This is a genomic window from Rhodococcus gordoniae, assembly GCF_001646655.1.
In the GTDB taxonomy this organism is placed as follows: domain Bacteria; phylum Actinomycetota; class Actinomycetes; order Mycobacteriales; family Mycobacteriaceae; genus Rhodococcus; species Rhodococcus gordoniae.
The window spans coordinates 78,228-100,180 of record NZ_LPZN01000019.1; the positions used below are offsets into that span (position 1 = coordinate 78,228).

The window sequence follows — 21,953 nt, forward strand, 5'->3', positions numbered from 1 at the left end:
GCGAGCGCGAAATATTCGCATATCCCGCGGTCGCATTTCACACTTCGGGCGCGAGTGTGAGACCCGAGACGCGGAGAGGCGTTATGCGTCGACCTTGCGGCGCTGGAGGAGTCCGACGACGAGACGCCAGCCCACCAGGAAGAGACCGAGGAAGATCGTGGCGACGATGATGAAGGCGGTCGCGGTGCCCTGGCCGGTGACGGCGCGCAGCAGCATGCCGACCACGAGGGTGCTCACCCACACCAGCAGACCGGTGGGGACGGCGGCGAAGGCGTCGAACTTGTCGCGGTAGAGCCATGCGGTGAGGAACCATCCGACGGTGAGGCCACCGAGGAACGGCCACGCCGTTCCTGCGAGCCCCACGAGATCGAGCACTTCGTCGTGACTGGAACGACCGAGCACGGCGAATACGACGACGAGCACGACGTCGGCCACCAACGCCGGGATGTACTTCTTCACGGCTCCAGAGTAGCGGCGACGTGGAAGGAGCAGGAACGCCCGACGCGTGCTCTCGAGCACGATCCGTGCCGGTAGAGCCCGGAACGCCCCTCCCGGAGGAGGGGCGTTCCGCGTGTGAGGGAGCTCAGGCCTGCAGGCCGGCCTCGATCTCGAGGGTGATGGTGATCTTGTCGCCGACGACGGCTCCGCCACCTTCGAGCGGCATCTCGATGCTGATACCGAAATCCTTGCGGTTGATGACGGTGGTGGCCTCGAAGCCGGCGACCGGGCCCTGGCCCATGCCGGGGTTGACGCCGTTGAACTCGAGCTTCAGCTCGACCGGGCGGGTGACGCCGCGGAGGGTGAAGTCGCCCGTGACGATGTAGTCCTCGCCGTCGGCGCGGATGCCGGTGGAGGCGAAGGTGGCGACGGGGAACTGCTCGGCGTCGAAGAAGTCGGCGGAGCGGACGTGCGCGTCGCGGTCGGCGTTCTTGGTGTTGATCGACTTCACGTCGATCTCGGCGTTCACCGATGCGGTGCCGTCCTCGGCGACGGTGATGGCGCCGGAGAAGTTCTCGAAGGTGCCGCGAACCTTGCTGACGACGAGGTGCCGGACGGTGAAGCCCACGTTGGAGTGGACGGGGTCGATGGCCCAGATACCGCTGGTCAGGCCGGGGAAGGTGGTGGTGGCGGTCGTCATGGTGGTCCTCCTCGATGATTCAACTTTCAACTTCTTGAGTGCCACCATGCCACCAAGTAGTTGCTTGCGCAACTACATTGTGATGCGAATCACGCCGGTTCCGGATTCTCGACCGGACGACGTCGCCGTTCGAGGGTGCTGCGCTCGTGTTCTGCGCGCTCGGCGATCGGGTCGATCTCGTCGCTGCCGGTGCCCCGGTACATCGCGGCGACCGTACTCCAGCCCGCCAGCGCGACGAATGCGAAGCTCACCATCCGGTACACGAAGACCGCGGCCAGCGACTGCGAGGCGCTCAACCCCGCAGCGGTGAGCGTCGCGATGAGGGTGCCGTCCACGAATCCCAGGCCGCCGGGTGCGAGGGGCACGCTCCCCACGGCCTTCGCCGCAGCGAACGCGATGAACAGGCCCGCCACGGACGGAGAGCCGCCCACTGCCCAGCACGCCAGTCCGAGGCACGCCACATCGGCCGCGCGGTGCACTGCCGACCACGCCACAGCGGCCACGCCGTCGCGACGTGCGAGTTCGACCGCCTCGAGTTGCGCGAGGGTGCGTTCGAAGACGTCGAAGCCGGTGCCCCTCGGCTTCCTCGTGACGCGATTGACCCGGTGGAGGACCCACGCACCCGCCGACTCGATCGACGTGGGATTCTTCGCGACGTACCGCAGCCCGAACATCAACGCGACCGCTCCGGCGAGCGACAACACGAGGGTGACGGGGCTGATCCGGCTACCGACGGCGAACGCACCGATCATGCCCACCGCCGCGAGCGTCGCCGCCGCGATGACGCCGGAGACGGCGAGCTGCCACGACGCGACCACAGGCGTCGCGCCCCACTTGCGCGTCTGCTTGTAGGTGAACGCGGTGGAGAAGACCGGCCCTGCCGGCAGGGTCACCGCCATGGCGGTGCTGCCGTAGATCACCGACGCCGAGCGCCAGTGCCCGACGCGTACTCCGCCTGCCCGGAGCAACCGTTGCTGCACCCCGGCGAAACCGCTGAGGGAGATCATCTGGGCCAGCACGCACGCGGCGAACCAGCCCCAGTGCATCTCGGTGACAGCGCGCCACGAGTCGCTCATCGTCGGCCACAGGTAGATCGCCTCGACGGTCAGCAGGGCGACGAGCGCGACTGCCGACACCCACTTGAGCCACCGGAACGAGCCCCGGCGCGGCGTGGCGTCGGGGCATGGAGGATCGTCGTGCGGCTGCGCCACGCTGTTCACCGTAACCGACCATCGGGTCGCGGAGAGGGTGCCAGGGGCGTTCCGTTTCGTCGGCAGGTCCCGCGGAACGGGCCGTCACTCGTCCGTCGAACCGTCCGATACGTCCGTCCGACTCGCTTCTCCGGGAACACCGGGATAGCGAACCGGCCACGCGAGATGGGTCATCCGCCGCCTGCCGCGCAGCTGCACCTCGTCGCCGAGTTCCCAATGGCTGCGTTCCTCGTCGTCCGCGAAATACAGCGCGCTCGACGACGCGAGAACCCTGCTCGGACGCAGTTTCGCCAGCTCGGTCAGGCGCGAGGCCTCGTTGACGGGATCGCCGATCACCGTGTACTCGAAGCGCTCGGACGCGCCGATGTTGCCGGCCACGGCGAGTCCCGCGGACACACCGATTCCCACGTCGAGTCCGGTGATCTCGTCGAGCGCGAAACGAAGTTCGCGTGCGGCCGCGAGAGCCGCCGTGGGGGCGTCCGGCCGGTCCAGGGGAGCGCCGAAGATCACCAGAGCGGCGTCGCCCATGAACTTGTTGACGAAGCCGTGGTGCCTGTCCACCACCTCCACGACGACACGGAAGAATTCGTTGAGCAGTTCGACGACCTCGTTCGGTGGTCGCTCGGCGGCCGTCGCCGTCGACCCCACCATGTCGACGAACAGCACCGCCACGTATCGGGTCTCGCCGCCGAGTTCGGTGCCGTACTGCAGGGCGCGGCGCGCGACGTCCTCACCGACGTGCTGACCGAACAACTCGCGCAGGCGCCGGCGCTCGTCGGACTCGGCCATCATCCGGTTGAAGCCGACCTGCAGGCGGCCGATCTCGCTGCCGTCGAACACCTCGACCCGCACCCCCGAAGCGCCGCGCTGCACGCGTTCGATCGCCCAGCGCAACTGCTTGATGGGGTCGGAGATCTGCGCCGACGTGAGCAGCGACAGCACGAGGGCGAGGCCGATCGACGTCACGGCGAGCGCGAGGACGGACAGGGCCAGGGCGTCGGCGTCGAAGTCGGTGTTCGCGCTCAGCTGCGTCACACACAGCAGCACGATCCCGGCGACCGGCATGAGCGTGCCCAGCCCCCAGGTCATGGCCAGGCGCGTGCCCACGCCCGGAGCCATCGTCCGGTCGAAGTTGCCCTCGCTCAGCGCCCGCGCGGCGACCGGCCGCAGGATGCGTTCGCCGAGCATGTAGGTGAAACCGAAGGTGCTGGTCGCGGCCATCGCGACGGTGACCGAGACGGCCACGGCGAGCGACGGCATCTCCTCGGCGGTGAGGAAGACGAACAGCACGCCGCCGAGCAGCCACAGTCCGAGGTGAACGATCGCCTGTCGCAACGGGGCGTGCAGGGCCGCCATCTGTTCCGCCCGAGTGGGCGGACCGCCGCGGAGCTGCCACCGCACGACAGAGCGCAACGTGATCGCTGCGGCGCCGAGGCTCACGATGCCGGCGAAGACCAGGTAGACCGCGAAGACCGCGAAGTTGCGGACGCGATCGGCGACGATCGCCTCGGTCTCGCCGATCGGGATCCCGTAGCGGACGAAGGCGAACACGAGCAGCGCGCCGAACAGATTCGAGGCGCCCATCGAGGCCATGTAGAGCGGCCAACGACTCCGCAGAGTGGCGGCGACAGCTCGGTACGACCTCAGCACGACTTCAAATCAAACCACTGTGCGGACGGTCACAGCGTGGGGCGGTCACCGTAGGGGGTGCGGAGTGGTTGGATTCACTCGCCACCTACCGAGACGAAAGGTGCGAAACGTACAGATGAGATCGTCTCCCACCGGTCCCGATGCGGATGCACCCTTGTGGCGGGCCGCCCAGGTGTTCCGGCTCGTCACCGTCGTGTACGCCGTGGGATCGCAGTTCTCGACCGTCGTGAATTACACCCGTCCGGGTCTGTCGTGGTTCTTCGTCGGGGTACTCGTGGCGTGGTCGATCGTCTCGGCGATGCTGCTCTCCCACCGGGTACGTCTGCGCCGGACGGTCACCGCGGTGGACCAGATCCTCGCCGTCGCACTGATGGCGGCCACCAGGCTGGTCGCCGACCACGACTGGTACAGCAACCACCAGACCATGCCGACCACGTTGTGGGTCGCCAACGCCGTGCTGTCGGCGGCGATTCTCGGCGGTCCTCTCACCGGCATCGGATCGGCGCTGCTGATGTCCGTCGTCAGCGCGGTCGTGCGCGACCAGATCACTCTGGATCTGTGGCGGGACGCGACGGCGCCCGTGCTCGTCGCGTGCGGCGTGGCGATGGGATTCGCGACCACCGCCGCGCGCAGCGCGCACCGGCAGCTCGAGCAGGCCGTGCGGGTCGCAGCCGCCACCGAGGAACGGGACCGGCTCGCCCGTCAGGTGCACGACGGAGTGCTGCAGGTGCTCGCCCTCGTGCAACGGCGCGGACTCGAGCTGGGCGGGGGCGCGACGGAACTCGCGGAGCTGGCACGGGAGCAGGAGGCCGCGCTGCGGCAGCTGATCTCCGACCAGGACACGCATGTCGACCGCGGTGGCGAGGACGCCGACCTCACAGCCCTCGTGCGGGCCCGCGCCGGTACCGCCGCGACGGTGTCCGCGCCGGCCGATCCGATCATGATCCCCCGCGACCGGGCCGAGGAACTCGCGGCGCTCACGACCGCGGCCCTGTCGAACACGCACTTGCACGCCGGTGCCGGAGCCGCCACGTACATCCTTCTCGAAGATCTCGGCGACGAGCTCGTCCTCAGCATCCGGGACGACGGTGTCGGGATCGGGCCGGGCCGACTCGACGAAGCTCGCGACCAGGGACGCATGGGGGTTTCCAAGTCGATCGTCGGGCGCGCGGAATGGCTGGGCGGCGTCGCACTGCTCGACAGCGCCGCAGGCGAAGGAACCGAATGGGAGATCCGGGTGCCGAAGGGGGAAACGAATGGCGGAGATCAACGCGGAAGCACACGAGAACACCGCACAAGAACGTCGTACCGTCAGCGTGATGGTGGTCGACGACCATCCCATCTGGCGCAACGCCGTCGGACGTGACCTCGAGGAGGCCGGGTTCGTCGTGGTCGCCGAGGCCGACGGTGTCGCGAGCGCCGCGCGACGCGCCGCGGTCGTCCGCCCCGACGTCGTGCTCATGGACATGGCGATGCCCGACGGCACCGGCACCGAGGCGACCCGCGCGGTCCTCGAGGTCTCCCCGGACAGTCGGGTGCTCGTCCTGTCGGCGTCCTCCGAACGGGACGACGTCCTCGGTGCGGTCAAAGCCGGGGCGTCCGGCTATCTCGTGAAGAGCGCCTCGGTGCACGAACTCGTCGACGCGGTCCTCGCAACCGCGCGGGGCCGGGCCGTCTTCACCCCCGGGCTGGCCGGGTTGGTGCTCGGCGAGTACCGCCGCATGTCGAACGACGTCGGCGACAGGCTCCCGCCGCCCACCCTGACCGGGCGCGAGACGGAGGTGTTGCGGCTGGTCGCGAAGGGTATGTCGGCGAAACAGATCGCCGCGCGGCTGACACTCAGCCACCGCACGGTGGAGAACCATGTCCAGGCGACGCTGCGCAAACTGCAACTCGCCAATCGGGTCGAACTCACCCGGTACGTCATCGAGCAGGGTCTCGAGTGACTGCTGAGGCATACCAGGTGTCCCGTTAAGCTCGTGGGCATGGAACCGAGGGATCTGCGGGTGTCGGACGCCGAGCGCGAGCACGTCGGCGAACTTCTCCAGCGGGCGGTCGGGCAGGGAATGCTCTCGCTCGGCGAGTTCACCGAACGGATGGACACCGTCCTCGCCGCCAAGACCCGAGGCGATCTGAACCAGGTGCTCGTCGACCTGCCGGGCATCCAGATCCGTCCCGAGTTCCAGGAACAGAATCTTCCGGGGATATCGCAGGCGTCCTACCCCGCGCCGACCGCAGCGGCGTTCCCCGTGCCCGGCCAGGCTGCACCTCTGGTGATCAAGGGGCGTGTCTCCAGCGTCGAACGGAAGGGCCACTGGCACGTGCCGCCCGCCATCGCCCTGGACACCGTCGCGTCCTCGGTGACCCTCGATCTCACCGAGGCGGTGATGCAGACGCAGGTGGTGCGGATCGATGTGAGCGACTATCTCAGTTCGATCAGCATCGTGCTGCCCGCCGAGGCCACGGCAGACGTCAACGGCGTCGAGAACGTCGCGTCGAGCGTGTCGTCCAAGGTGCGTGGCGGGGCGCCGTACGGACCGCTGCACGTCGTGGTGACCGGCAAGGTTCGCGGTGGAAGCCTCAACGTGACGCATCCGCTGTCCACGAGACTGCGCAAGTTCTTCAACGGCAACTGAAGTCCGACAACACCCGAGGCGGCCCGCGAGCGGGTCGCCTCGAGTCGTTTCGGATCGTCAGTCGCGACGCTGCCGGGCGATCAGTTCGCTGACGCTGATCGAGCGGCCACCGTCGGGACCGTGGCGTCCGCGGCTGCGTGAATCCGCGTCGTTCTGTTCCTGCTGCGAGTCGTCCGCTCGTTGTTCCGGTCGCTCGGCACCCCCGGAGCGGGGCGGTTGCTCAGGACCCCGGGACCGCGAGGGCAGAGGCGGACGGGGGGTGCTCTGCGTGGGCGGCTGCATGCCCTGGGTGGGCGGCTGCTGCGTTCCCGGCACGGGCGGCCGGGCCGGTCCCGGTGCCGGCAATCGCGGTCCTTCAGACCTCGGCGGACGCTGTGCCTCCGGGACGGAAGGTCGCTGGGGTTCCGGTGCCGGGGAACGCTGCGCTTCGCGTGCCGGCGGACGCGGTCCGTCCTGTGCGGGCCGCCGCCGCGGCGCGGAAGGCTCCCCGCCGGGCGAGGTGCGGCGCAACTGCGACAACCAGTTCTCGATCGCCTGCGGATCCCGTCCCCGGGCGGTGCCGGACTCCCTCGGACGCGACGCCGGGGCACCGGGCAGAGGCTCCGAATCGCCCGGGACAACAGGTGGCCGGACGAAGGACTGCGGCAGCGGCGGCGGAACCTCCCCGCGCTGACGGCGGGGGAGCGGCGGCACGGCCGACGTCGGCGACGGTTCGGATGCCCGGCTTCCGGGTGTCTCGGACGCACCGCGCTGTGTGGGATCGAGCGCACCGCGCTGCGTGGGATCGAGCGCACCGCGCTGCGTGGGATCGAGCGCACCGCGCTGTGGCAGCGACATGCCGTTCCGCTCGTCCACCTGCGTCCGATCCTCCGCGCGACGTCGCGGTTCCGGTACCGGCCGCGACGGACGTCCCGGACCTGCAGCGGGCGGCGCCGGACGGCTCGCCGGCGTGGGACGGCCGGTCGCGGGTGGCACCCGCTCGCCGTTCCGAGGTGCGGGGGGGCGGCCCGCAGCGGGCGCTGCGGGACGCACAGGGGGACGACCGGGCGCTTGGCGGCGCACCGGCGGCGGCGTGAGATCTCGGAGTTTGCGTTGTTCGGAAGCCGGACGCGGCGGAGCGATCTTCGGCAGCGGCTGCGTGAGGTCGGAGCCACCCTCGAAGGCGCCCGGGAAGCGATGCGCACCCGTGGCCGCGACCGTCGCCGGACCGAACATGCCGACGGTGATCAGCTCGGGAACGTCCTGGGGCATCAATTCGTCGGCGAGGATGGGTTCGCCCAGGCCGATCTTCTCCTGGATGCGTTTCATCCACGCCGGAGCCCACCAGCAGTCGTCCCCGAGCAGCTTCATCACGGCGGGCACGAGGAACATGCGGATGACGGTGGCGTCGATGATCAGCGCGGCGATCATGCCGAACGCGATGTACTTCATCATCACCAGTTCGGAGAATCCGAAGGCGCCGGTGACGACGATGAGGATCAGGGCTGCCGCCGTGATGATGCGGCCGGTGTGGGCGGTACCGATGCGGATGGACTCGGTGGTGCTCGCCCCCATCGACCTCGCCTCCACCATTCTGGAGAGCAGGAACACCTCGTAGTCGGTCGACAGGCCGTACACGATCGCGATGATCAGCACGAGCACCGGCGACATGATCGGTCCCGGCGTGAAGTTGAGCAGCCCGGCGCCGTGGCCGTCGATGAAGATCCAGGTGAGGATGCCGAGGGTCGAACCGAGACCCAGGGCGCTCATCAACACCGCCTTGACCGGCAGCACGAGCGAGCCGAAGGCCAGGAACATGAGCAGTGTCGTCAGCAGGACGACCACCACGACCATCAACGGCAGGGTGTCGAGCAGGGCAGCGATGGAGTCCTGTTCGATCGCCGGTGTGCCGCCGACGAGCACTTCGACGCCCTCGGGCCATTCGGCCGCGTGCAGATACTCGATGGTGTCGGCGGACTCGTTGCGGTCGGTCAGGCCGGCCTTGAGTACGCGGACGCCGTCCTTCGCCGGGCCGGTGATCGTGAATTTCTCGACGAGACCGGGAGCCTCGCTGGCCGTGGTGATGATCTTGTTGAGGTCGCCGCCCTCGGCGCCGCGGACGACGAGCTTGACCGGTTCGGCGCGCTGGCCGGGGAACAGTTCGTCGAAGGTCTCCTGCGCCACACGCGTGGGGTGCTCGGGCGGCAGGTAGGTCTCGTTGATGCCACCGAACTTGATGCCGGTCAGCGGCATGATCAGCAGCAGCAGGCCGATGACCGTCGGGATGGTCACCTTCATCGGGTTGACCATCACCCAGCGGCACAGGCGGCCGAGGAAGCTGTTCTCGACCTGCTCGTTCGACTGGATCTGCCCGAAGCGCTTCATGCCGAACTTGTCGATGCGCTTGCCGAGGATGCTGAGGATGGCGGGCAGGATCGTGATGGACAGCAGGGCGGCCAGCGACACCGCCGAGATCGCGCCGTAGGCGACCGACTTGAGGAAGCCCTGGGGGAACAGCACGAGACCACCGAGGCTCGTGACGACCATGGTCGCCGAGAACACCACCGTGCGACCTGCGGTCACGACGGTGCGCCGCACCGCTGCGCGCGTGTCGTAGCCCTCGGCGAGTTCTTCGCGGAATCTCGACACCATGAACAGGCCGTAGTCGATCGCCAGGCCCAGGCCGATGAGCGAGACGACCGGCGCGACGAACGAGTTGACCTCGGTGAAGTTGGTGATCAACCGGACGATGCCGTTCGCCGCGACGATCGTCAGGCCGCCGGTGATCAACGGCAGCGCGGCTGCGACGACACCGCCGAAGACGAAGAACAGCAGGATGCCGACCGCGGGGATCGCGAGGATCTCCATGCGCTTGATGTCGTTGGCCATCGTGTCGTTGAGCGCGCCGGAGATCGGTTGCAGGCCGGCGAGCTGCACGTCGATACCGTCGACGGCGAACTCGTCCTTGACCTCGCGGAAGTTGCCGGTCAGTTCCGTGTCGTCCTCACCGGCGATGGCGACCGACGCGATCGCGTGCTGACGCGACGGATCGGCCAGCGACGGCAGCGACGGCGCGTCGTCGGTCGGCCAGTACGCACCGTTGATCTTGAGAATTTCGTCGGGGTGCTCGGCGACCAGTGAGTTCAGGCTGTCCGTGACCTTCGCCGCGAACTCGGGATCGTCGACCGTCCTGCCCTCGGGCGCCGTGTAGAGCACCAGAACGTCGCCCGCGGTGTCGCGGCCGAAGGTGCCGTCGGCGAGCTTGGCAGCGGCGACGGACTCCGAGCCGGGATCGTCCCAGCCGCTCTGGCTGAGATGATCGTTCAGGCTCAGCCCGTACCCGGCGAGCGCGAGCAACCCCGCGACCATCACCGCGATGACGGTGAAGCGCGCGCGGTAGACGAGCTCTCCCCAACGGTCGAACACGTGAGTCTCCTATTCGGCGACGCTCTTGCGCCCCACCAGGAGAGCAGAAAGCGGTCGGAACGGCTGCAGCCAGGCACCCTCGTCGGGCAGCGATTCCAGGCTGACGCGGGGCAGCGGTTCGCGGAACACACCGGGAATGTCCTCGAGATCGAGGAACTCGATGATCTCGGAGGTCACCGCCCAGCTGGCGTGCTCGCGGAAACCGAGCACCGTGGTGGCGATGCCCTGCTGCGCGAGCAGCTCGAGGGGTTCACGGAAGGCCTGCCCGTCGGCGGAGGCCACCATCACACCGGCGAGACCCTCCCGGTGCCTCAGCTCGATGTGGTGCAGCATGTCGGAGTCGACATCGCTGTCCTCGTCGATCTTCGGCTTGGCGAACACCGCGAAGCCCACATTACGCAGGGCCTCGACCCAGGGGCGGACGACGTCCGCGCTGCCCGGTGCGATGTTGGTGAACACCGTGGCCTCGGGCTCGAGGGTGGTGGAGTGCTGACGCGACAGTTCGGCGGTGCGCCCGAGCAGCCACCGGCCGAGAGCGTCGAAGCGCGGGCGGTAGGCGGCGGTGGGCCGTCCACCGAGGATTGCGCCGAGGCCCATGTCGAGGTTGGGTGCGTCCCAGACGAGCAGGACCTTACGGACCGGCTCGACGCCGTCGATCGCGGAGGAATCGGTCACGCCGGGAAGCTCTTCATGGACACTCATGCTCCGATCTTCCCCCAGACGAACTCGTTGATCGCGCTCCCCACCTGGTGTGCCTTGTCCTCGAACTTCGTGACGGGTCGCTCGAGGCCGATCGGGGCGGTACCGGAGAACCGGGCGAGTCGAGGTTCGGCGTCGCCCACCTCGGCGATCGCTTCGGCGTAGTCGGCGTGGTCGGTGGCCACGTGCAGCACTCCGCCGGGCTTCAACCGGTCGGCGATCAGCGCGAACGTCGGGGCCTGCAGGAGCCGGCGCTTGTGGTGGCGGGCCTTGGGCCACGGATCCGGGAAGAAGACCCGCACCCCGGTGAGCGACTCGGTGGTGAGCATCTTCTCGAGCACCTCGACGGCGTCGCCACGCAGGATCCGCAGATTCTCGATCGGCGCGTCGCTGTCGTAGCTGCGCTCGATGCCCTGCAGCGTCTGGGCGATGCCGGGCTTGTAGACCTCCACGGCGATGAGGTTCACCTCGGGCTCGGCCCCGGCCATGGCGAGGGCAGCGGTTCCCGTTCCGGATCCGATCTCGAGGACGAGCGGTGCGGAACGGCCGAACCACGCTTCGACGTCGAGCGGATCGTCGCCGACCTCCTTGCCGAGTTCGGGCCAACGACGGTCCCAGCACTGCTGTTGAGGGTCGGTCAGCGATCCACGGCGGGACCGGAAACTCGTCACCCTGGGGTACAGGCGGTTCCCGCGGGTCGGGCGCTCGTCGAGCGTCTCGGTGGTGTGCTGATCGGCTTCGTTCACCCGTCCATTGTCGCGTATCTCGGGAGTGTGTGGCGGGAGTGACCTGAGGGACCACAGTGTTTTCTCAGGGAAGCATTCGTTCCGCTGCCCACCGGCGGTCTCTCTGCCACAATCTCCGGCGACGATCGGGGGATCATGACGGGGGAGTTGTGGCATCACCTCGCCGCGCAGGTCGAGCAACTCGACGCGCAGGCCGGGCGGGTCCTACGCAGCGCGCTGGCCCGGCACGCGGCCGCGTTGCGGGTGCAGGTGGCGGGCCGCGCAGGGACCGGCCGCGCGGTGGCCGAGGCGCGGGTCCGGGAGTCGCTGCCGCACGATGCGGCCGCGGGCACGATCGTCGTCGGAGTGGCAGTGGACACACCGGGCGGTCCCGATCCGGTGCTCGACGCCGACCTCGTCGTCCACGTGGTGCCGCGTCGCCTCGACCCGGCTGTCGCGCACCCTGCCGACCGTGCCGCACTCGCGACCGTCGATCCTCGTCGCGTCGTCCTGGTGGTCTCTGGTGGGGCGGATGCCGCGGAGTGCGCCGTCGTCGCCCGTGCGACCGGCGTGGCCCCAGGGCAGGTGGTCGCGGTTCGCGAGGAGAGGCTGCTCGCAGAACTGATCGCCGCGCGTGCGGCCGTCGCCCGCGGGCTCCGCGACGAGGAGCTGGCCCGAGTCGCTGCGGGAATCCCCGCGGCTCCGCAGGTGCGGGAACTCGTCGAACACGCCCTGGATCTGGTGTCGGCGGGATCGCGGTGAACGCAGCCGACGACGTCCTGCGCCGATGGAACCCGCGCGGATGGATGCAGCTGCACGAACCACCCGCGACCGGTGTACGGGTCGTCGGAGTGCCCGGTTCCGGCGCCGGCACGCTGGCATCGGAACTGCGGCACCTCGGCGGCGTGGACATCGCGGACGACGGCAGGGCTGCTGCCCAGGGGCCCTCGGATCGGGCCGCGGTCGCCCTCGTGGTGTTCGACCCCTCGGCCGTGATCGGACGGACCGAACTCGCACTCGTGCGCGCGGCAGCCGCCGAGTCGATCGAGGTGGTCTGTGCCCTGACGGGCATCGAGCGCTACCCCGACCACCGTGCGGTGCGCGACGCCGACGTCGAGATCCTGCACCGGCACGCACCCTGGCTGCCGCGCGTCGTCGTGCTGCCCGTCTCCGCCGAGGCCGCGCGGCGGGCCCGCGGGCACGATGCGAGCGAGACCTTTCGGCAGACCGCGCTCGCCGGCTCGGGGATCGTCGAGCTGCGGGACGTCCTGGCCGCCGCCGTCCGGTCGTCGCACGACCCGCGACGGGTACGCACAGCGGTCGTCGCCGCCACGCGCCCGATGATCGGGGAGGAGATGGAGCGTCTGAGGACGGAGGACGACGGAGCGGACCTCCGCGCCGAACGCTCCCGCCTCACCACCACCGCACCACCCGCGACCTCCGGTCCCGACCTGCGCCGACTGCAGGTGATGCTGCTGCACGAGGTCGCGGTGCGGGTACGGGCGGCATCCACCGATGCGGTCGAGGTGCTCGAGACCGCAGACGGGGACGCGGTGGTCGCGACGATCGACGCCCACCTCGACGATCTGTGCGCGTGGCTCACCGAGGAGACGACCCGGATCGCACCGGGCACACCCGACCCGGAAGCCACCCGCACGTCCCGCCCGCCCGGGACCGCGCGGTCGCTGGAGGACACGCTGACGGTGGTGTTCGGCGCGTCGGCAGGGGCGGGCCTCGGCAGGCTGCTCGTCACTCCGTTCGGGAATCTGCCGGGCTGGATGTCGCTGGTGGTCGCGATCGCGTGCGCGGTCCCGGCGGCGGGCTGGCTGATGCGGGTCCGCAGGCGTATCGCGTACCGGGAACGGATGCGCCGCTGGATCGCCGACGAGCTGGCCACCGTGCGCGCGGAGCTCGACAACTGGATCCGGACCCGCATCCACGAGACGGAACTGCAGTCCACTGCGCTCGCGATCGCCGCGCGCGACCGGCACGCGACCCGCGTGCGCGAGCGCATCGCGGCGATCGACGCGGAGATCACCTGTCGCCGCGGGGAACGGCGCGCCCGCATCGCGGCGTGCGAACGCGACCTCGCGGCGCTCGGACACGACCCGGAACCGCGGGATGCCGGCGTGCGTCGAACCGGATAGAAGCGATCCGGCGACCGCCGGGTCGGAAAGGAAACGATGGCCGAACTCGCCGACGGATCGGGCGGACCGCCCCATCCGTTCACCGATCCGTTCGATCCTTCCGTGTTCGACCCCTCCGAGGTGGCTGCCTGGGCCGATGCCCTCGATCCGGCCACCGACCTCGACGGCGACGGTGTTGCCGAGACGGTGGTCGCCGACAGTGAGCGCTGGGGAGACGGCGGCGACCGGGGCGACGGTCTCGTGGTCGCCACCGACACCGATCTGGACGGCGGCAGCGACCGCCTGTCGGTGATCGCGGACGACGGACGCTACGGAGTGTGGGAATACTGTCGCGAGCTGGACGGATCGGGTCGCTGGAGTCGTCTCGACACAGGTAGCCTGGAATACGACGTACACCACGGAGAAGGGTCGAAGTGATTCATCTCCGGCTGCGTAGCAGGGGGAGGGGACGGTATTGTGCGCACGCTCTGAATCGTTTCTGTGAGATTTCCGACCGGCCCCGAGTGACGCCGGTCGGTCTTCCGACGTTAACCTCTATGAAAAGGACATCCGGCGCCTGCTTCGCCGTTCGGCCACGGACGAAGTAGGTGGTACCCCTGCCGAGAGGGGAAAGCCCGGATCTGCCATCGTCTGCACCGACAAAGTGCAGGTCGGCGGCGGGATCCGGTTCCGGGCACACCCCAGGAGAGTTTTGATGACCTCAGCGACCATTCCCGGTTTGAACGGTACCGACGACAAGCTTCCGACCCAGCATGCCGAGTTGCTTGCCTGGGTCCAGGAGATTGCCGAGCTCACCCAGCCCGATCGCGTCGTATGGGCCGACGGCTCCGATGAGGAATGGGACCGTCTGACTTCTCTGCTGGTGGAGGCCGGCACCTTCACGCGTCTGAACGACGAGAAGAAGCCGAACTCCTTCCTCGCGAACTCGGATCCGTCCGATGTCGCCCGTGTCGAGTCGCGCACGTTCATCTGCTCGGAGAACGAGATCGACGCCGGCCCCACCAACAACTGGATGGCGCCCGACGAGATGCGCGCCACGATGACCGAGCTGTACCGCGGCTGCATGCGCGGACGCACCCTGTACGTCGTTCCGTTCTGCATGGGCCCGCTCGGTGCCGACGACCCGAAGCTCGGCGTCGAGCTCACCGACTCGGAGTACGTCGTCGTCTCGATGCGCATCATGACCCGCATGGGCACCGCGGCTCTCGAGAAGCTCGGCACCGACCGTCCGTTCGTCAAGGCGCTGCACTCGGTGGGTGCGCCGCTCGAGGCCGGTCAGCAGGATGTCCCGTGGCCGTGCAACGACACCAAGTACATCACCCACTTCCCCGAGACCCGTGAGATCTGGAGCTTCGGCTCCGGTTACGGCGGCAACGCCCTGCTCGGCAAGAAGTGCTACTCGCTGCGTATCGCGTCGGCGATGGCCCACGACGAGGGCTGGCTCGCCGAGCACATGCTGATCCTCAAGCTCATCTCCCCCGAGGACAAGGCGTACTACGTCGCCGCGGCGTTCCCGTCGGCGTGCGGCAAGACCAACCTCGCGATGATCCAGCCGACCATCCCCGGCTGGCGCGCCGAGACCCTCGGCGACGACATCGCGTGGATGCGCTTCGGCAAGGACGGCCGTCTCTACGCCGTCAACCCGGAGTTCGGCTTCTTCGGCGTCGCTCCGGGCACCAGCGCGGATTCGAACCCGAACGCGATGGCCACCATCGAGGCCGGCAACACCATCTACACCAACGTCGCGAAGACCGACGACGGCGACATCTGGTGGGAGGGCATCGGCGGCGAGACCCCGGCGCACCTCACCGACTGGCTGGGCAACGACTGGACCCCCGAGTCCGGCACCAACGCCGCGCACCCGAACTCGCGCTACTGCACCCCGATGTCGCAGTGCCCGATCCTCGCTCCCGAGTGGGACGACCCGCAGGGTGTGCCGATCTCGGCGATCCTGTTCGGCGGACGCCGCAAGACGACGGTGCCCCTCGTGAGCCAGTCCTTCGACTGGCAGCACGGCACCTTCCTCGGCGCGACCCTGTCGTCCGAGCAGACCGCCGCGGCCGAGGGCAAGGTCGGTAGCGTCCGTCGCGACCCGATGGCGATGCTGCCGTTCCTCGGCTACAACGCCGGCGACTACCTGAACCACTGGATCACGCTCGGCAAGAACGCCGACGAGGACAAGCTGCCGAAGATCTTCTACGTCAACTGGTTCCGTCGTGGCGACGACGGCCGCTTCCTGTGGCCCGGCTTCGGCGAGAACTCGCGTGTGCTCAAGTGGATCGTCGACCGTATCGAGAACAAGGCCGGCGCGCAGTCCACGCCGATCGGCTACGTTCCCACGGCCGCCGACCTCACGCTCGACGGTCTCGATGTCGAGCCCGCCGACGTCGACGAGGCCCTGAAGGTCGATGTCGACGAGTGGAAGGCCGAGATCGACGGCATCGCCGAGTGGTTCGACTTCCTCGGCGAGAAGGTGCCCGCGGGCATCCGCGACGAGTTCGAGGCACTGAAGCAGCGCCTGGGCTGATTCGATCCTGTTACGACGATGCCCGCTTCCGGTACTTCCGGAAGCGGGCATCGTCGTCCTTCACGCGTTCTGCTGCGCCGCCCACTCGTCGAGTCGTCGCTTCGCCTCTTCGGCCGGAACGTTCTCGACCCGCGTCATCACGGCCCAGCGGTGACCGAAGGGATCGAGGATCGAGGCGAACCGGTCGCCGGTCACGAAGGTCGACGGCTCCTCGAACACCCGGGAGCCGAGGGTGACGGCTCGCGCGAATACGGCGTCGACGTCCGTGCAGTACAGCACGTACGAATGGTCGACCTCGTTCGTTCCGCCGGGCGTGTGCAGACCCATCTCGGGATGCGGATCGCTCAATTGCATTCGGCCGTTGCCGAAGTCGAGTTCGGCATGCACGACCTTCCCGTCGGGGCCGTCCATCCGGTCGACGACGGTCGCTCCGAACGCCTCGCTGTAGAAGTCGATCGCGCGTCCTCCGTCGTGGACGACGAGGAAGGGGGTGAGGGAGGTGTATCCCTCGGGGACCGGATTCACCGAATTCGTCATGGTGTCAGTGTCGGACGGCGACCGTGCGCTCGTATTGAAGAAACCCGACCGGTGAGGATCCGGCTCACGGACGGAAGACCGCGCGCAGGCAGTCGTCCTCCTTCTTCTCGAACATCTCGTATCCGCGTACCGCCTCGGTGAGCGGAAGGTCGTGCGTCATGAGCCAACTCGGGTCCAGCCTGTTCTCGAGGACGTGCTCGAACAGGGTGGGCATGTACCGCTGGCCGTGTTGCTGTGCCGTCCGCAATGTGAGGCTCTTGTTCGTCAGGACGGCCATCGGGAACTTGTCGGTGACACCGTAGATGCCCAGCACCGACACCACACCGCCCTTGCCGCAGGACAGGATCGCCTCCCGCAGGGAGGTCGCGCGGTCGCTCTCCATCCGCAGTGCCTGCTTGACCTTGTCGTAGGCCTGCATGACGCCGGTGCCGTGGCCTTCCATGCCCACCGCGTCGATACACGCGTCCGGCCCGCGCCCACCGGTGCTCTCGCGCAGCGTCTCGTAGACGCTGTCGACCTCGGTGTAATCCACCGTCTCGGCGCCGACCTTCTTCGCGGCGCGGTCGAGGCGATCGCGGAAACGGTCGATCACGATCACCCTTTCGGCACCCATGATCCTCGCGCTCGCCGCGGCCATGAGACCGACAGCGCCGGCACCCCAGACCGCCACGGTGTCACCCGGGGAGATGTCGCAGAAATCGGCACCCATATATCCCGTCGGCACCGCGTCCGACAGGAACAGGGCCTGCTCGTCACCGACACCCTCGGGGATCCGGAAGCAGTTGACGTCGCCGAAGGGCACGCGGATGTATTCGGCGTGCGAACCCTGATACCCGCCGAAAGGATGGGTGTACCCGTAGATGCCGCCGGTGGGATAGCCGAGCAGAGGCTGCTGCATGGCGGCGTTCGGATTGGTGGTGTCGCACGCGGCGTGCAGTCCGTCGGCGCAGTACGGGCATGTCCCGCATCCGATGAACGACGGCACGACCACCCGGTCGCCGACGTGTACCGAGGTCACCTCCGGGCCGGTCTCCACGATCTCGCCCATGAACTCGTGGCCGATCACGTCGCCCTCGCGCATCCCCGGTAGGTAACCGCCGAGAAAGTGCAGATCGGAACCGCAGGTCGTGGTGAGGCGGACCTTCACGATCACGTCGTGCGGATTGACCAGGCCGGGATCGTCGACCGTCTCGACCGATAATTCGTTCACACCCATCCAGCACAGGGCTCGCATCAGGCGTCTCCTTCCGATTCGCGGGCACTCGGACTGCCCTGCAGGGTGGGGATCTCGCCGGTCTGCATGAGGGCGCGCGCACGGTAGAGGGCGGTGAAGGTCCACGCGCCGGTGACCAGGTCGGGAGCGGGAACCTGGGCGCGCAGCGTCATCGCGGTGCCGCGCGGTGCGTCGGACACCGCGAGGACCACTCGGGGGCCCGGCGTGTCCGCGTCGTCCTCTCCGACGAATGCGAGGCCCTCCGAGGTGACATCGACCCGGGTGTCCCAGATCGTGGATCTGCCGGCGACGTCCCAGGTCCAGCGCAGACGGTTCGCCTCGACCGTCTCGACCCGCACGTGATCGCCGAACACTCTGCTCAGGTTCTCGGGATCCCGCCAGAACTGCATGACCTGCGCCCGCGGAACCGTCACGGTCACCGTCTGCGGTTTCCGCGCGTCGACGGGCCGGTCCACGGCGCGCCGGACGAGTCCGCCGACCGTGTGACCGGCATGGTTCACCGCCCTGCCCGCGTTGTCGACGACTCTGCTCGCGTTCTCCGCGACCTTGCTCGCGTTCTGCACGACTCTGCCGAAATCGACCACCGTCGTCTCCTCACCGGTACGGACGGACAGGGACCGCCGGTCGCCGGATCGGAGGACGAACGCCACAGTGGGCGTCGGGAAGATCGAGGCGGCCGCTGATGTTGAGTACCCGTGTACGCCGGACCGACACACCGTCGCCGCACTGTGCCCGCGCATGCGCGTGACCGGGGCGGGTGCACGGCTCCCCGGCTGCACAGCACGTATCAGCGAATGATGCAATGGTGTGACGGAAACGACCCGGTCGTCGCTACGACCGCTAGGAGGGATCGGCCCATATGAGCGGTATCTACAACAATGTCACCGAGCTGGTCGGGCGCACCCCGATCGTCAAGCTCAACCGTCTGACCGAGGGGTCCGGCGCGACGGTCGCCGTGAAGCTCGAGTTCTACAACCCGGCGAACAGCGTCAAGGACCGTATCGGCGTCGCGATCATCGACGCGGCCGAGAAGTCCGGTGAGCTGAAGCCCGGCGGCACGATCGTCGAGGGCACCTCCGGCAACACCGGCATCGCGCTCGCGATGGTCGGCGCTGCACGCGGCTACAAGGTCATCCTCACGATGCCCGAGACGATGTCCACCGAGCGTCGCGTCATGCTCCGCGCCTACGGCGCCGAGATCGTCCTCACCCCCGGCTCCGAGGGCATGAAGGGTGCCGTCGCGAAGGCCGAGGAGATCGTCGCGAACACCGAGAACGCGATCCTCGCCCGCCAGTTCGGCAACCCCGCGAACCCGGAGATCCACTACAACACCACCGGTGAGGAGATCTGGAAGGACACCGCCGGTGAGGTCGACATCTTCGTGGCCGGCATCGGTACGGGCGGCACCATCACGGGCGCGGGCCGCAGGCTCAAGGAGTACAAGCCGGACGTGAAGGTCGTCGGTGTCGAGCCGGTCGACTCGCCGATCCTCAACGGTGGCGAGCCCGGACCGCACAAGATCCAGGGCATCGGCGCCAACTTCGTGCCCGACGTGCTCGACCGCGAGGTCTACGACGAGATCGTCGACGTGTCGTTCGAGGATTCGATTCGTATCGCGCGCGATCTGGGCACCCAGGAAGGCATTCTCGGCGGCATCTCGTCGGGTGCGATCGTCTGGGCGGCCCTCGAGCTGGCGAAGCGTCCCGAGAACGCCGGCAAGCTGATCGTCGCCGTCGTCTGCGACTTCGGTGAGCGGTACATCTCCACCCCGCTGTTCGAACACATCCGGGACTGATCGCCGTCGTGGGTATCCTGCACACTCTGCGGGAGGATCTGCAGTCTGCGCGCGGCCACGATCCGGCCGCGCGCAGCGATGCGGAGAACGCCGTCGTCTACTCGGGGCTGCACGCGATCTGGTCGCACCGCATCGCGCACCGGATGTGGCAGGTGCCCGCGCTGAAGGGACCTGCGCGGATCCTCGCGCAGTTCACCCGATTCCTCACCGGCATCGAGATCCATCCCGGCGCGACCATCGGGCGTCGTTTCTTCATCGACCACGGCATGGGCGTGGTCATCGGCGAGACGGCCGAGATCGGCGACGACGTGATGCTCTACCACGGCGTGACGCTCGGTGGCCGGTCGCTGGCGAAGGAGAAGCGTCATCCGACGCTGGGCAACCGGGTCACCGTCGGAGCGGGAGCGAAGGTCCTCGGCCCGGTGGTGATCGGGGACGACAGCGCGATCGGTGCCAACGCCGTGGTCACCCACGACGTGCCGGCGGATTCGATCGCCACGGGCATCCCCGCGACCGTCCGCTCCCGCAAGAAGCACGAACCGCTCGTGGATCCGACGACCTACATCGATCCCGCCATGTACATCTGAGGTCGTGTCCTGCCGAGGGGGAGGGTATGTGCGTTCTCGTCGGAGAATTCGCACATACCCTCCCCCTCGTCGTACGGGATCAGCCCTCGTAGCCGGGCGGATAGAGCACGGACTTCAGCTCGCAGAACGCCTCGAGTCCTTCGGGGCCGTTCTCGCGTCCGATGCCGGAATTCTTGAATCCACCGAACGGTGAACCGGGATCGAAGGCGTACCAGTTGATTCCGTAGGTGCCGGTGCGCACGCGCGACGCGATCTCGAGGCCCTTCTCGACGTCGGTGGTGTACACGGAACCGGCGAGGCCGTAATCGGAGTCGTTGGCGATCTTCACCGCTTCGTCGACGCTGTCGTAGGGGATCACGCAGATGACGGGCCCGAAGATCTCCTCGCGGGCGATCGTCATCGAGTTGTCGACGTCGGCGAAGATCGTCGGCTCGACGAAGTAACCCTTGTCGAGGTGCGCCGGACGGCCGCCGCCGATCACGACGCGGGCACCCTCCTCCGTGCCCTTGGCGATGTAGCCTTCGACGCGGTCGCGCTGCTTGGCGGAGATCAGCGGACCGATCTGCGCGGCCTCGTCGCCGGGAGGCCCGACGGGGAAGAACGCGGTTGCGCCGGCGACCTTCTCGACGACCTCGTCGTAGCGGGAACGGGGAGCCAGGATCCGCGTCTGGCCGACACAGGCCTGGCCGGTGTTGATCAGCCCCGACATCACCAGCATGGCGACGGTGGAGTCGAGGTCCGCGTCCTCGAGGACGATGGCCGCGGACTTGCCGCCGAGTTCGAGCGAGCAGCGCTTGAGATTGCGCGCCGCGATCTCGCCGATGTGCTTGCCCACCGCGGTCGACCCGGTGAAGGTGATCTTGTCGATGTCCGGATGGGACACGAGGCTCTCGCCGGTGTCCGCGCCGCCCGGAACCACCGACAGCACGCCCTCGGGAAGACCGGCCTCGGTGAAGATCTCGGCGACGAGGTTCACGGCCAGCGGGGCCTCGGGGGCAGGCTTGAGCACCACGGAGCATCCGGCGAGCAGTGCGGGTGCGATCTTGTTCGCGCACAGGAACAGCGGCACGTTCCACGCGATGACGGCGGCGACGACGCCGACCGGTTCGCGGGTGACGCGGGTGCGGCCGAACGAGCCGACCCGTTCCTCGACCCAGTTGAACGAATCAGCCAGTCCGGCATAGAAATTCAGCGTCCCCAGGGCCGGTGTCATCTGCACCATCTGGACGGAGGGGCCCGGCTGGCCGAGTTCGGAACCGAGGACGGCGGCGATCTCGTCGTTGCGTTCCTCGATGAGCGCGACGGCCTTGGCGAGTACCTGCGCGCGTTCGGCCGGCGACGTGCGCGGCCACGGTCCGTCGTCGAAGGCGCGCCGGGCGGCGGCGACCGCGGCGTCGACATCCTTCGGTCCTGCGACCGGCACGGAGCCGACCCGCTCCTCGGTGGCGGGGGAGAACACCTCGAGTCTCTCGTCGGTCGACGGTGCCACCCATTCGCCGCCGATGAACAACTTGTCGTAGTCGGTCATGTCTTCCTCATCCGTTGCTGTGTGCTCACGTCTCGGATCTCGCGGCCGTCGGGCGCGCCGCGGTGCTGTGACCCCGAACACTAGAACACGTTACAGCCTGAGGCCAGGGGGTCACCAGATCCGATGGGACCGGA

The 21,953-nt window shown here is 68.5% G+C and carries 20 protein-coding genes; 9 read left to right on the top strand and 11 right to left on the bottom strand.

The window, feature by feature from the left end; all coding sequences use genetic code 11:
• Nucleotides 1–81: 81 nt before the first annotated feature.
• The 4 genes from A8G18_RS11340 to A8G18_RS11355 form a co-directional block, all read right to left on the bottom strand.
• On the bottom strand, nt 82–459 hold the full coding sequence (locus A8G18_RS11340) for a DUF3054 domain-containing protein (protein ID WP_016933226.1): 378 nt from the start codon (nt 457–459) through the stop codon (nt 82–84).
• 124 nt (nt 460–583) lie between these two features.
• The gene (locus A8G18_RS11345) at nt 584–1,138 is read right to left on the bottom strand and encodes a YceI family protein (protein ID WP_064063956.1); all 555 of its coding nucleotides are present in this window, start codon (nt 1,136–1,138) and stop codon (nt 584–586) included.
• A gap of 89 nt (nt 1,139–1,227) precedes the next feature.
• Nucleotides 1,228–2,349 (bottom strand): lysylphosphatidylglycerol synthase transmembrane domain-containing protein, encoded by a 1,122-nt coding sequence (locus A8G18_RS11350; RefSeq protein ID WP_245207843.1) that lies wholly within the window; start codon nt 2,347–2,349, stop codon nt 1,228–1,230.
• 84 nt (nt 2,350–2,433) lie between these two features.
• Nucleotides 2,434–3,942 carry an adenylate/guanylate cyclase domain-containing protein gene (locus A8G18_RS11355; RefSeq protein ID WP_064063958.1) on the bottom strand — a complete coding sequence of 503 codons (1,509 nt, stop codon included), beginning with the start codon at nt 3,940–3,942 and terminating at the stop codon, nt 2,434–2,436.
• 172 nt (nt 3,943–4,114) lie between these two features.
• Between A8G18_RS11355 and macS the strand changes: the two genes are divergently transcribed.
• Genes macS through A8G18_RS11370 form a run of 3 tightly spaced genes read left to right on the top strand, consistent with a single transcriptional unit; the run spans nt 4,115 to nt 6,635 of the window.
• Nucleotides 4,115–5,365: a MacS family sensor histidine kinase gene (gene macS / locus A8G18_RS11360; RefSeq protein WP_115311507.1), complete on the top strand. Its 1,251-nt coding sequence runs from the start codon at nt 4,115–4,117 to the stop codon at nt 5,363–5,365.
• The gene (locus A8G18_RS11365) at nt 5,319–5,945 is read left to right on the top strand and encodes a response regulator (RefSeq protein WP_016933221.1); all 627 of its coding nucleotides are present in this window, start codon (nt 5,319–5,321) and stop codon (nt 5,943–5,945) included. The genes macS and A8G18_RS11365 overlap by 47 nt, the downstream gene beginning before the upstream one ends.
• 39 nt (nt 5,946–5,984) lie before the next feature.
• Nucleotides 5,985–6,635, top strand: coding sequence for a DUF1707 SHOCT-like domain-containing protein (locus A8G18_RS11370; protein ID WP_064063959.1), 651 nt, complete (start codon nt 5,985–5,987; stop codon nt 6,633–6,635).
• Between the two features lie 57 nt (nt 6,636–6,692).
• Here A8G18_RS11370 and A8G18_RS11375 read toward each other — a convergent pair whose 3' ends face one another.
• From A8G18_RS11375 to trmB, 3 genes are read right to left on the bottom strand one after another with little or no spacing between them, the layout of a single operon-like run.
• Complete coding sequence (locus A8G18_RS11375) at nt 6,693–10,040, bottom strand: MMPL family transporter (RefSeq protein ID WP_064063960.1); 3,348 nt, start codon at nt 10,038–10,040, stop codon at nt 6,693–6,695.
• 9 nt (nt 10,041–10,049) lie between these two features.
• Nucleotides 10,050–10,742, bottom strand: coding sequence for an NYN domain-containing protein (locus tag A8G18_RS11380; RefSeq protein WP_026003512.1), 693 nt, complete (start codon nt 10,740–10,742; stop codon nt 10,050–10,052).
• Nucleotides 10,739–11,485, bottom strand: coding sequence for a tRNA (guanosine(46)-N7)-methyltransferase TrmB (gene trmB, locus A8G18_RS11385; protein ID WP_084421719.1), 747 nt, complete (start codon nt 11,483–11,485; stop codon nt 10,739–10,741). The genes A8G18_RS11380 and trmB overlap by 4 nt, the downstream gene beginning before the upstream one ends.
• 135 nt (nt 11,486–11,620) lie before the next feature.
• On the opposite strand from trmB, the gene A8G18_RS11390 reads away from it, so the two are divergent.
• The 4 genes from A8G18_RS11390 (at nt 11,621) to A8G18_RS11405 (ending at nt 16,138) form a co-directional block, all read left to right on the top strand.
• Nucleotides 11,621–12,226, top strand: coding sequence for a hypothetical protein (locus tag A8G18_RS11390; protein WP_064063975.1), 606 nt, complete (start codon nt 11,621–11,623; stop codon nt 12,224–12,226).
• Complete coding sequence (locus tag A8G18_RS11395; protein ID WP_245207844.1) at nt 12,223–13,611, top strand: hypothetical protein; 1,389 nt, start codon at nt 12,223–12,225, stop codon at nt 13,609–13,611. Before A8G18_RS11390 ends, A8G18_RS11395 begins: the two co-directional genes overlap by 4 nt.
• Nucleotides 13,612–13,647: 36 nt before the next feature.
• Nucleotides 13,648–14,028: a DUF6802 family protein gene (locus A8G18_RS11400; RefSeq protein ID WP_064063961.1), complete on the top strand. Its 381-nt coding sequence runs from the start codon at nt 13,648–13,650 to the stop codon at nt 14,026–14,028.
• 277 nt (nt 14,029–14,305) lie between these two features.
• Complete coding sequence (locus A8G18_RS11405) at nt 14,306–16,138, top strand: phosphoenolpyruvate carboxykinase (GTP) (protein ID WP_064063962.1); 1,833 nt, start codon at nt 14,306–14,308, stop codon at nt 16,136–16,138.
• Between the two features lie 60 nt (nt 16,139–16,198).
• On the opposite strand, the gene A8G18_RS11410 is transcribed toward A8G18_RS11405, so the two are convergent.
• The 3 genes from A8G18_RS11410 to A8G18_RS11420 form a co-directional block, all read right to left on the bottom strand.
• A complete protein-coding gene (locus A8G18_RS11410; RefSeq protein WP_016932536.1) occupies nt 16,199–16,675 on the bottom strand; it encodes a VOC family protein in 477 nt (158 codons plus the stop codon).
• A 64-nt stretch (nt 16,676–16,739) separates the two neighbouring features.
• A complete protein-coding gene (locus A8G18_RS11415; protein ID WP_064063963.1) occupies nt 16,740–17,909 on the bottom strand; it encodes a zinc-dependent alcohol dehydrogenase in 1,170 nt (389 codons plus the stop codon).
• The gene (locus tag A8G18_RS11420) at nt 17,909–18,493 is read right to left on the bottom strand and encodes a hypothetical protein (protein ID WP_037222260.1); all 585 of its coding nucleotides are present in this window, start codon (nt 18,491–18,493) and stop codon (nt 17,909–17,911) included. The genes A8G18_RS11415 and A8G18_RS11420 overlap by 1 nt, the downstream gene beginning before the upstream one ends.
• A gap of 275 nt (nt 18,494–18,768) precedes the next feature.
• Here A8G18_RS11420 and cysK point away from each other — a divergent pair, with 275 nt between their 5' ends.
• Nucleotides 18,769–19,704, top strand: coding sequence for a cysteine synthase A (cysK, locus tag A8G18_RS11425; protein ID WP_016932539.1), 936 nt, complete (start codon nt 18,769–18,771; stop codon nt 19,702–19,704).
• Between the two features lie 8 nt (nt 19,705–19,712).
• Nucleotides 19,713–20,291 carry a serine O-acetyltransferase EpsC gene (gene epsC / locus A8G18_RS11430; RefSeq protein WP_016932540.1) on the top strand — a complete coding sequence of 193 codons (579 nt, stop codon included), beginning with the start codon at nt 19,713–19,715 and terminating at the stop codon, nt 20,289–20,291.
• Between the two features lie 79 nt (nt 20,292–20,370).
• Here the strand turns inward: epsC and A8G18_RS11435 are convergent, their stop codons facing one another.
• Nucleotides 20,371–21,819 carry an aldehyde dehydrogenase gene (locus A8G18_RS11435; protein ID WP_016932541.1) on the bottom strand — a complete coding sequence of 483 codons (1,449 nt, stop codon included), beginning with the start codon at nt 21,817–21,819 and terminating at the stop codon, nt 20,371–20,373.
• Nucleotides 21,820–21,953: the final 134 nt, after the last annotated feature.

Coding starts and splice junctions, on each gene's coding strand:
- A8G18_RS11380 (WP_026003512.1), bottom strand. CDS start 10,742: ATGAGTGTCCATGAAGAGCTTCCCGGCGTGACCGATTCCTCCGCGATC.
- A8G18_RS11365 (WP_016933221.1), top strand. CDS start 5,319: ATGGTGGTCGACGACCATCCCATCTGGCGCAACGCCGTCGGACGTGAC.
- A8G18_RS11370 (WP_064063959.1), top strand. CDS start 5,985: ATGGAACCGAGGGATCTGCGGGTGTCGGACGCCGAGCGCGAGCACGTC.
- A8G18_RS11405 (WP_064063962.1), top strand. CDS start 14,306: ATGACCTCAGCGACCATTCCCGGTTTGAACGGTACCGACGACAAGCTT.
- A8G18_RS11410 (WP_016932536.1), bottom strand. CDS start 16,675: ATGACGAATTCGGTGAATCCGGTCCCCGAGGGATACACCTCCCTCACC.
- A8G18_RS11415 (WP_064063963.1), bottom strand. CDS start 17,909: ATGCGAGCCCTGTGCTGGATGGGTGTGAACGAATTATCGGTCGAGACG.
- macS (WP_115311507.1), top strand. CDS start 4,115: ATGAGATCGTCTCCCACCGGTCCCGATGCGGATGCACCCTTGTGGCGG.
- A8G18_RS11435 (WP_016932541.1), bottom strand. CDS start 21,819: ATGACCGACTACGACAAGTTGTTCATCGGCGGCGAATGGGTGGCACCG.
- A8G18_RS11390 (WP_064063975.1), top strand. CDS start 11,621: ATGACGGGGGAGTTGTGGCATCACCTCGCCGCGCAGGTCGAGCAACTC.
- A8G18_RS11355 (WP_064063958.1), bottom strand. CDS start 3,942: ATGGCCTCGATGGGCGCCTCGAATCTGTTCGGCGCGCTGCTCGTGTTC.
- A8G18_RS11345 (WP_064063956.1), bottom strand. CDS start 1,138: ATGACGACCGCCACCACCACCTTCCCCGGCCTGACCAGCGGTATCTGG.
- A8G18_RS11400 (WP_064063961.1), top strand. CDS start 13,648: ATGGCCGAACTCGCCGACGGATCGGGCGGACCGCCCCATCCGTTCACC.
- cysK (WP_016932539.1), top strand. CDS start 18,769: ATGAGCGGTATCTACAACAATGTCACCGAGCTGGTCGGGCGCACCCCG.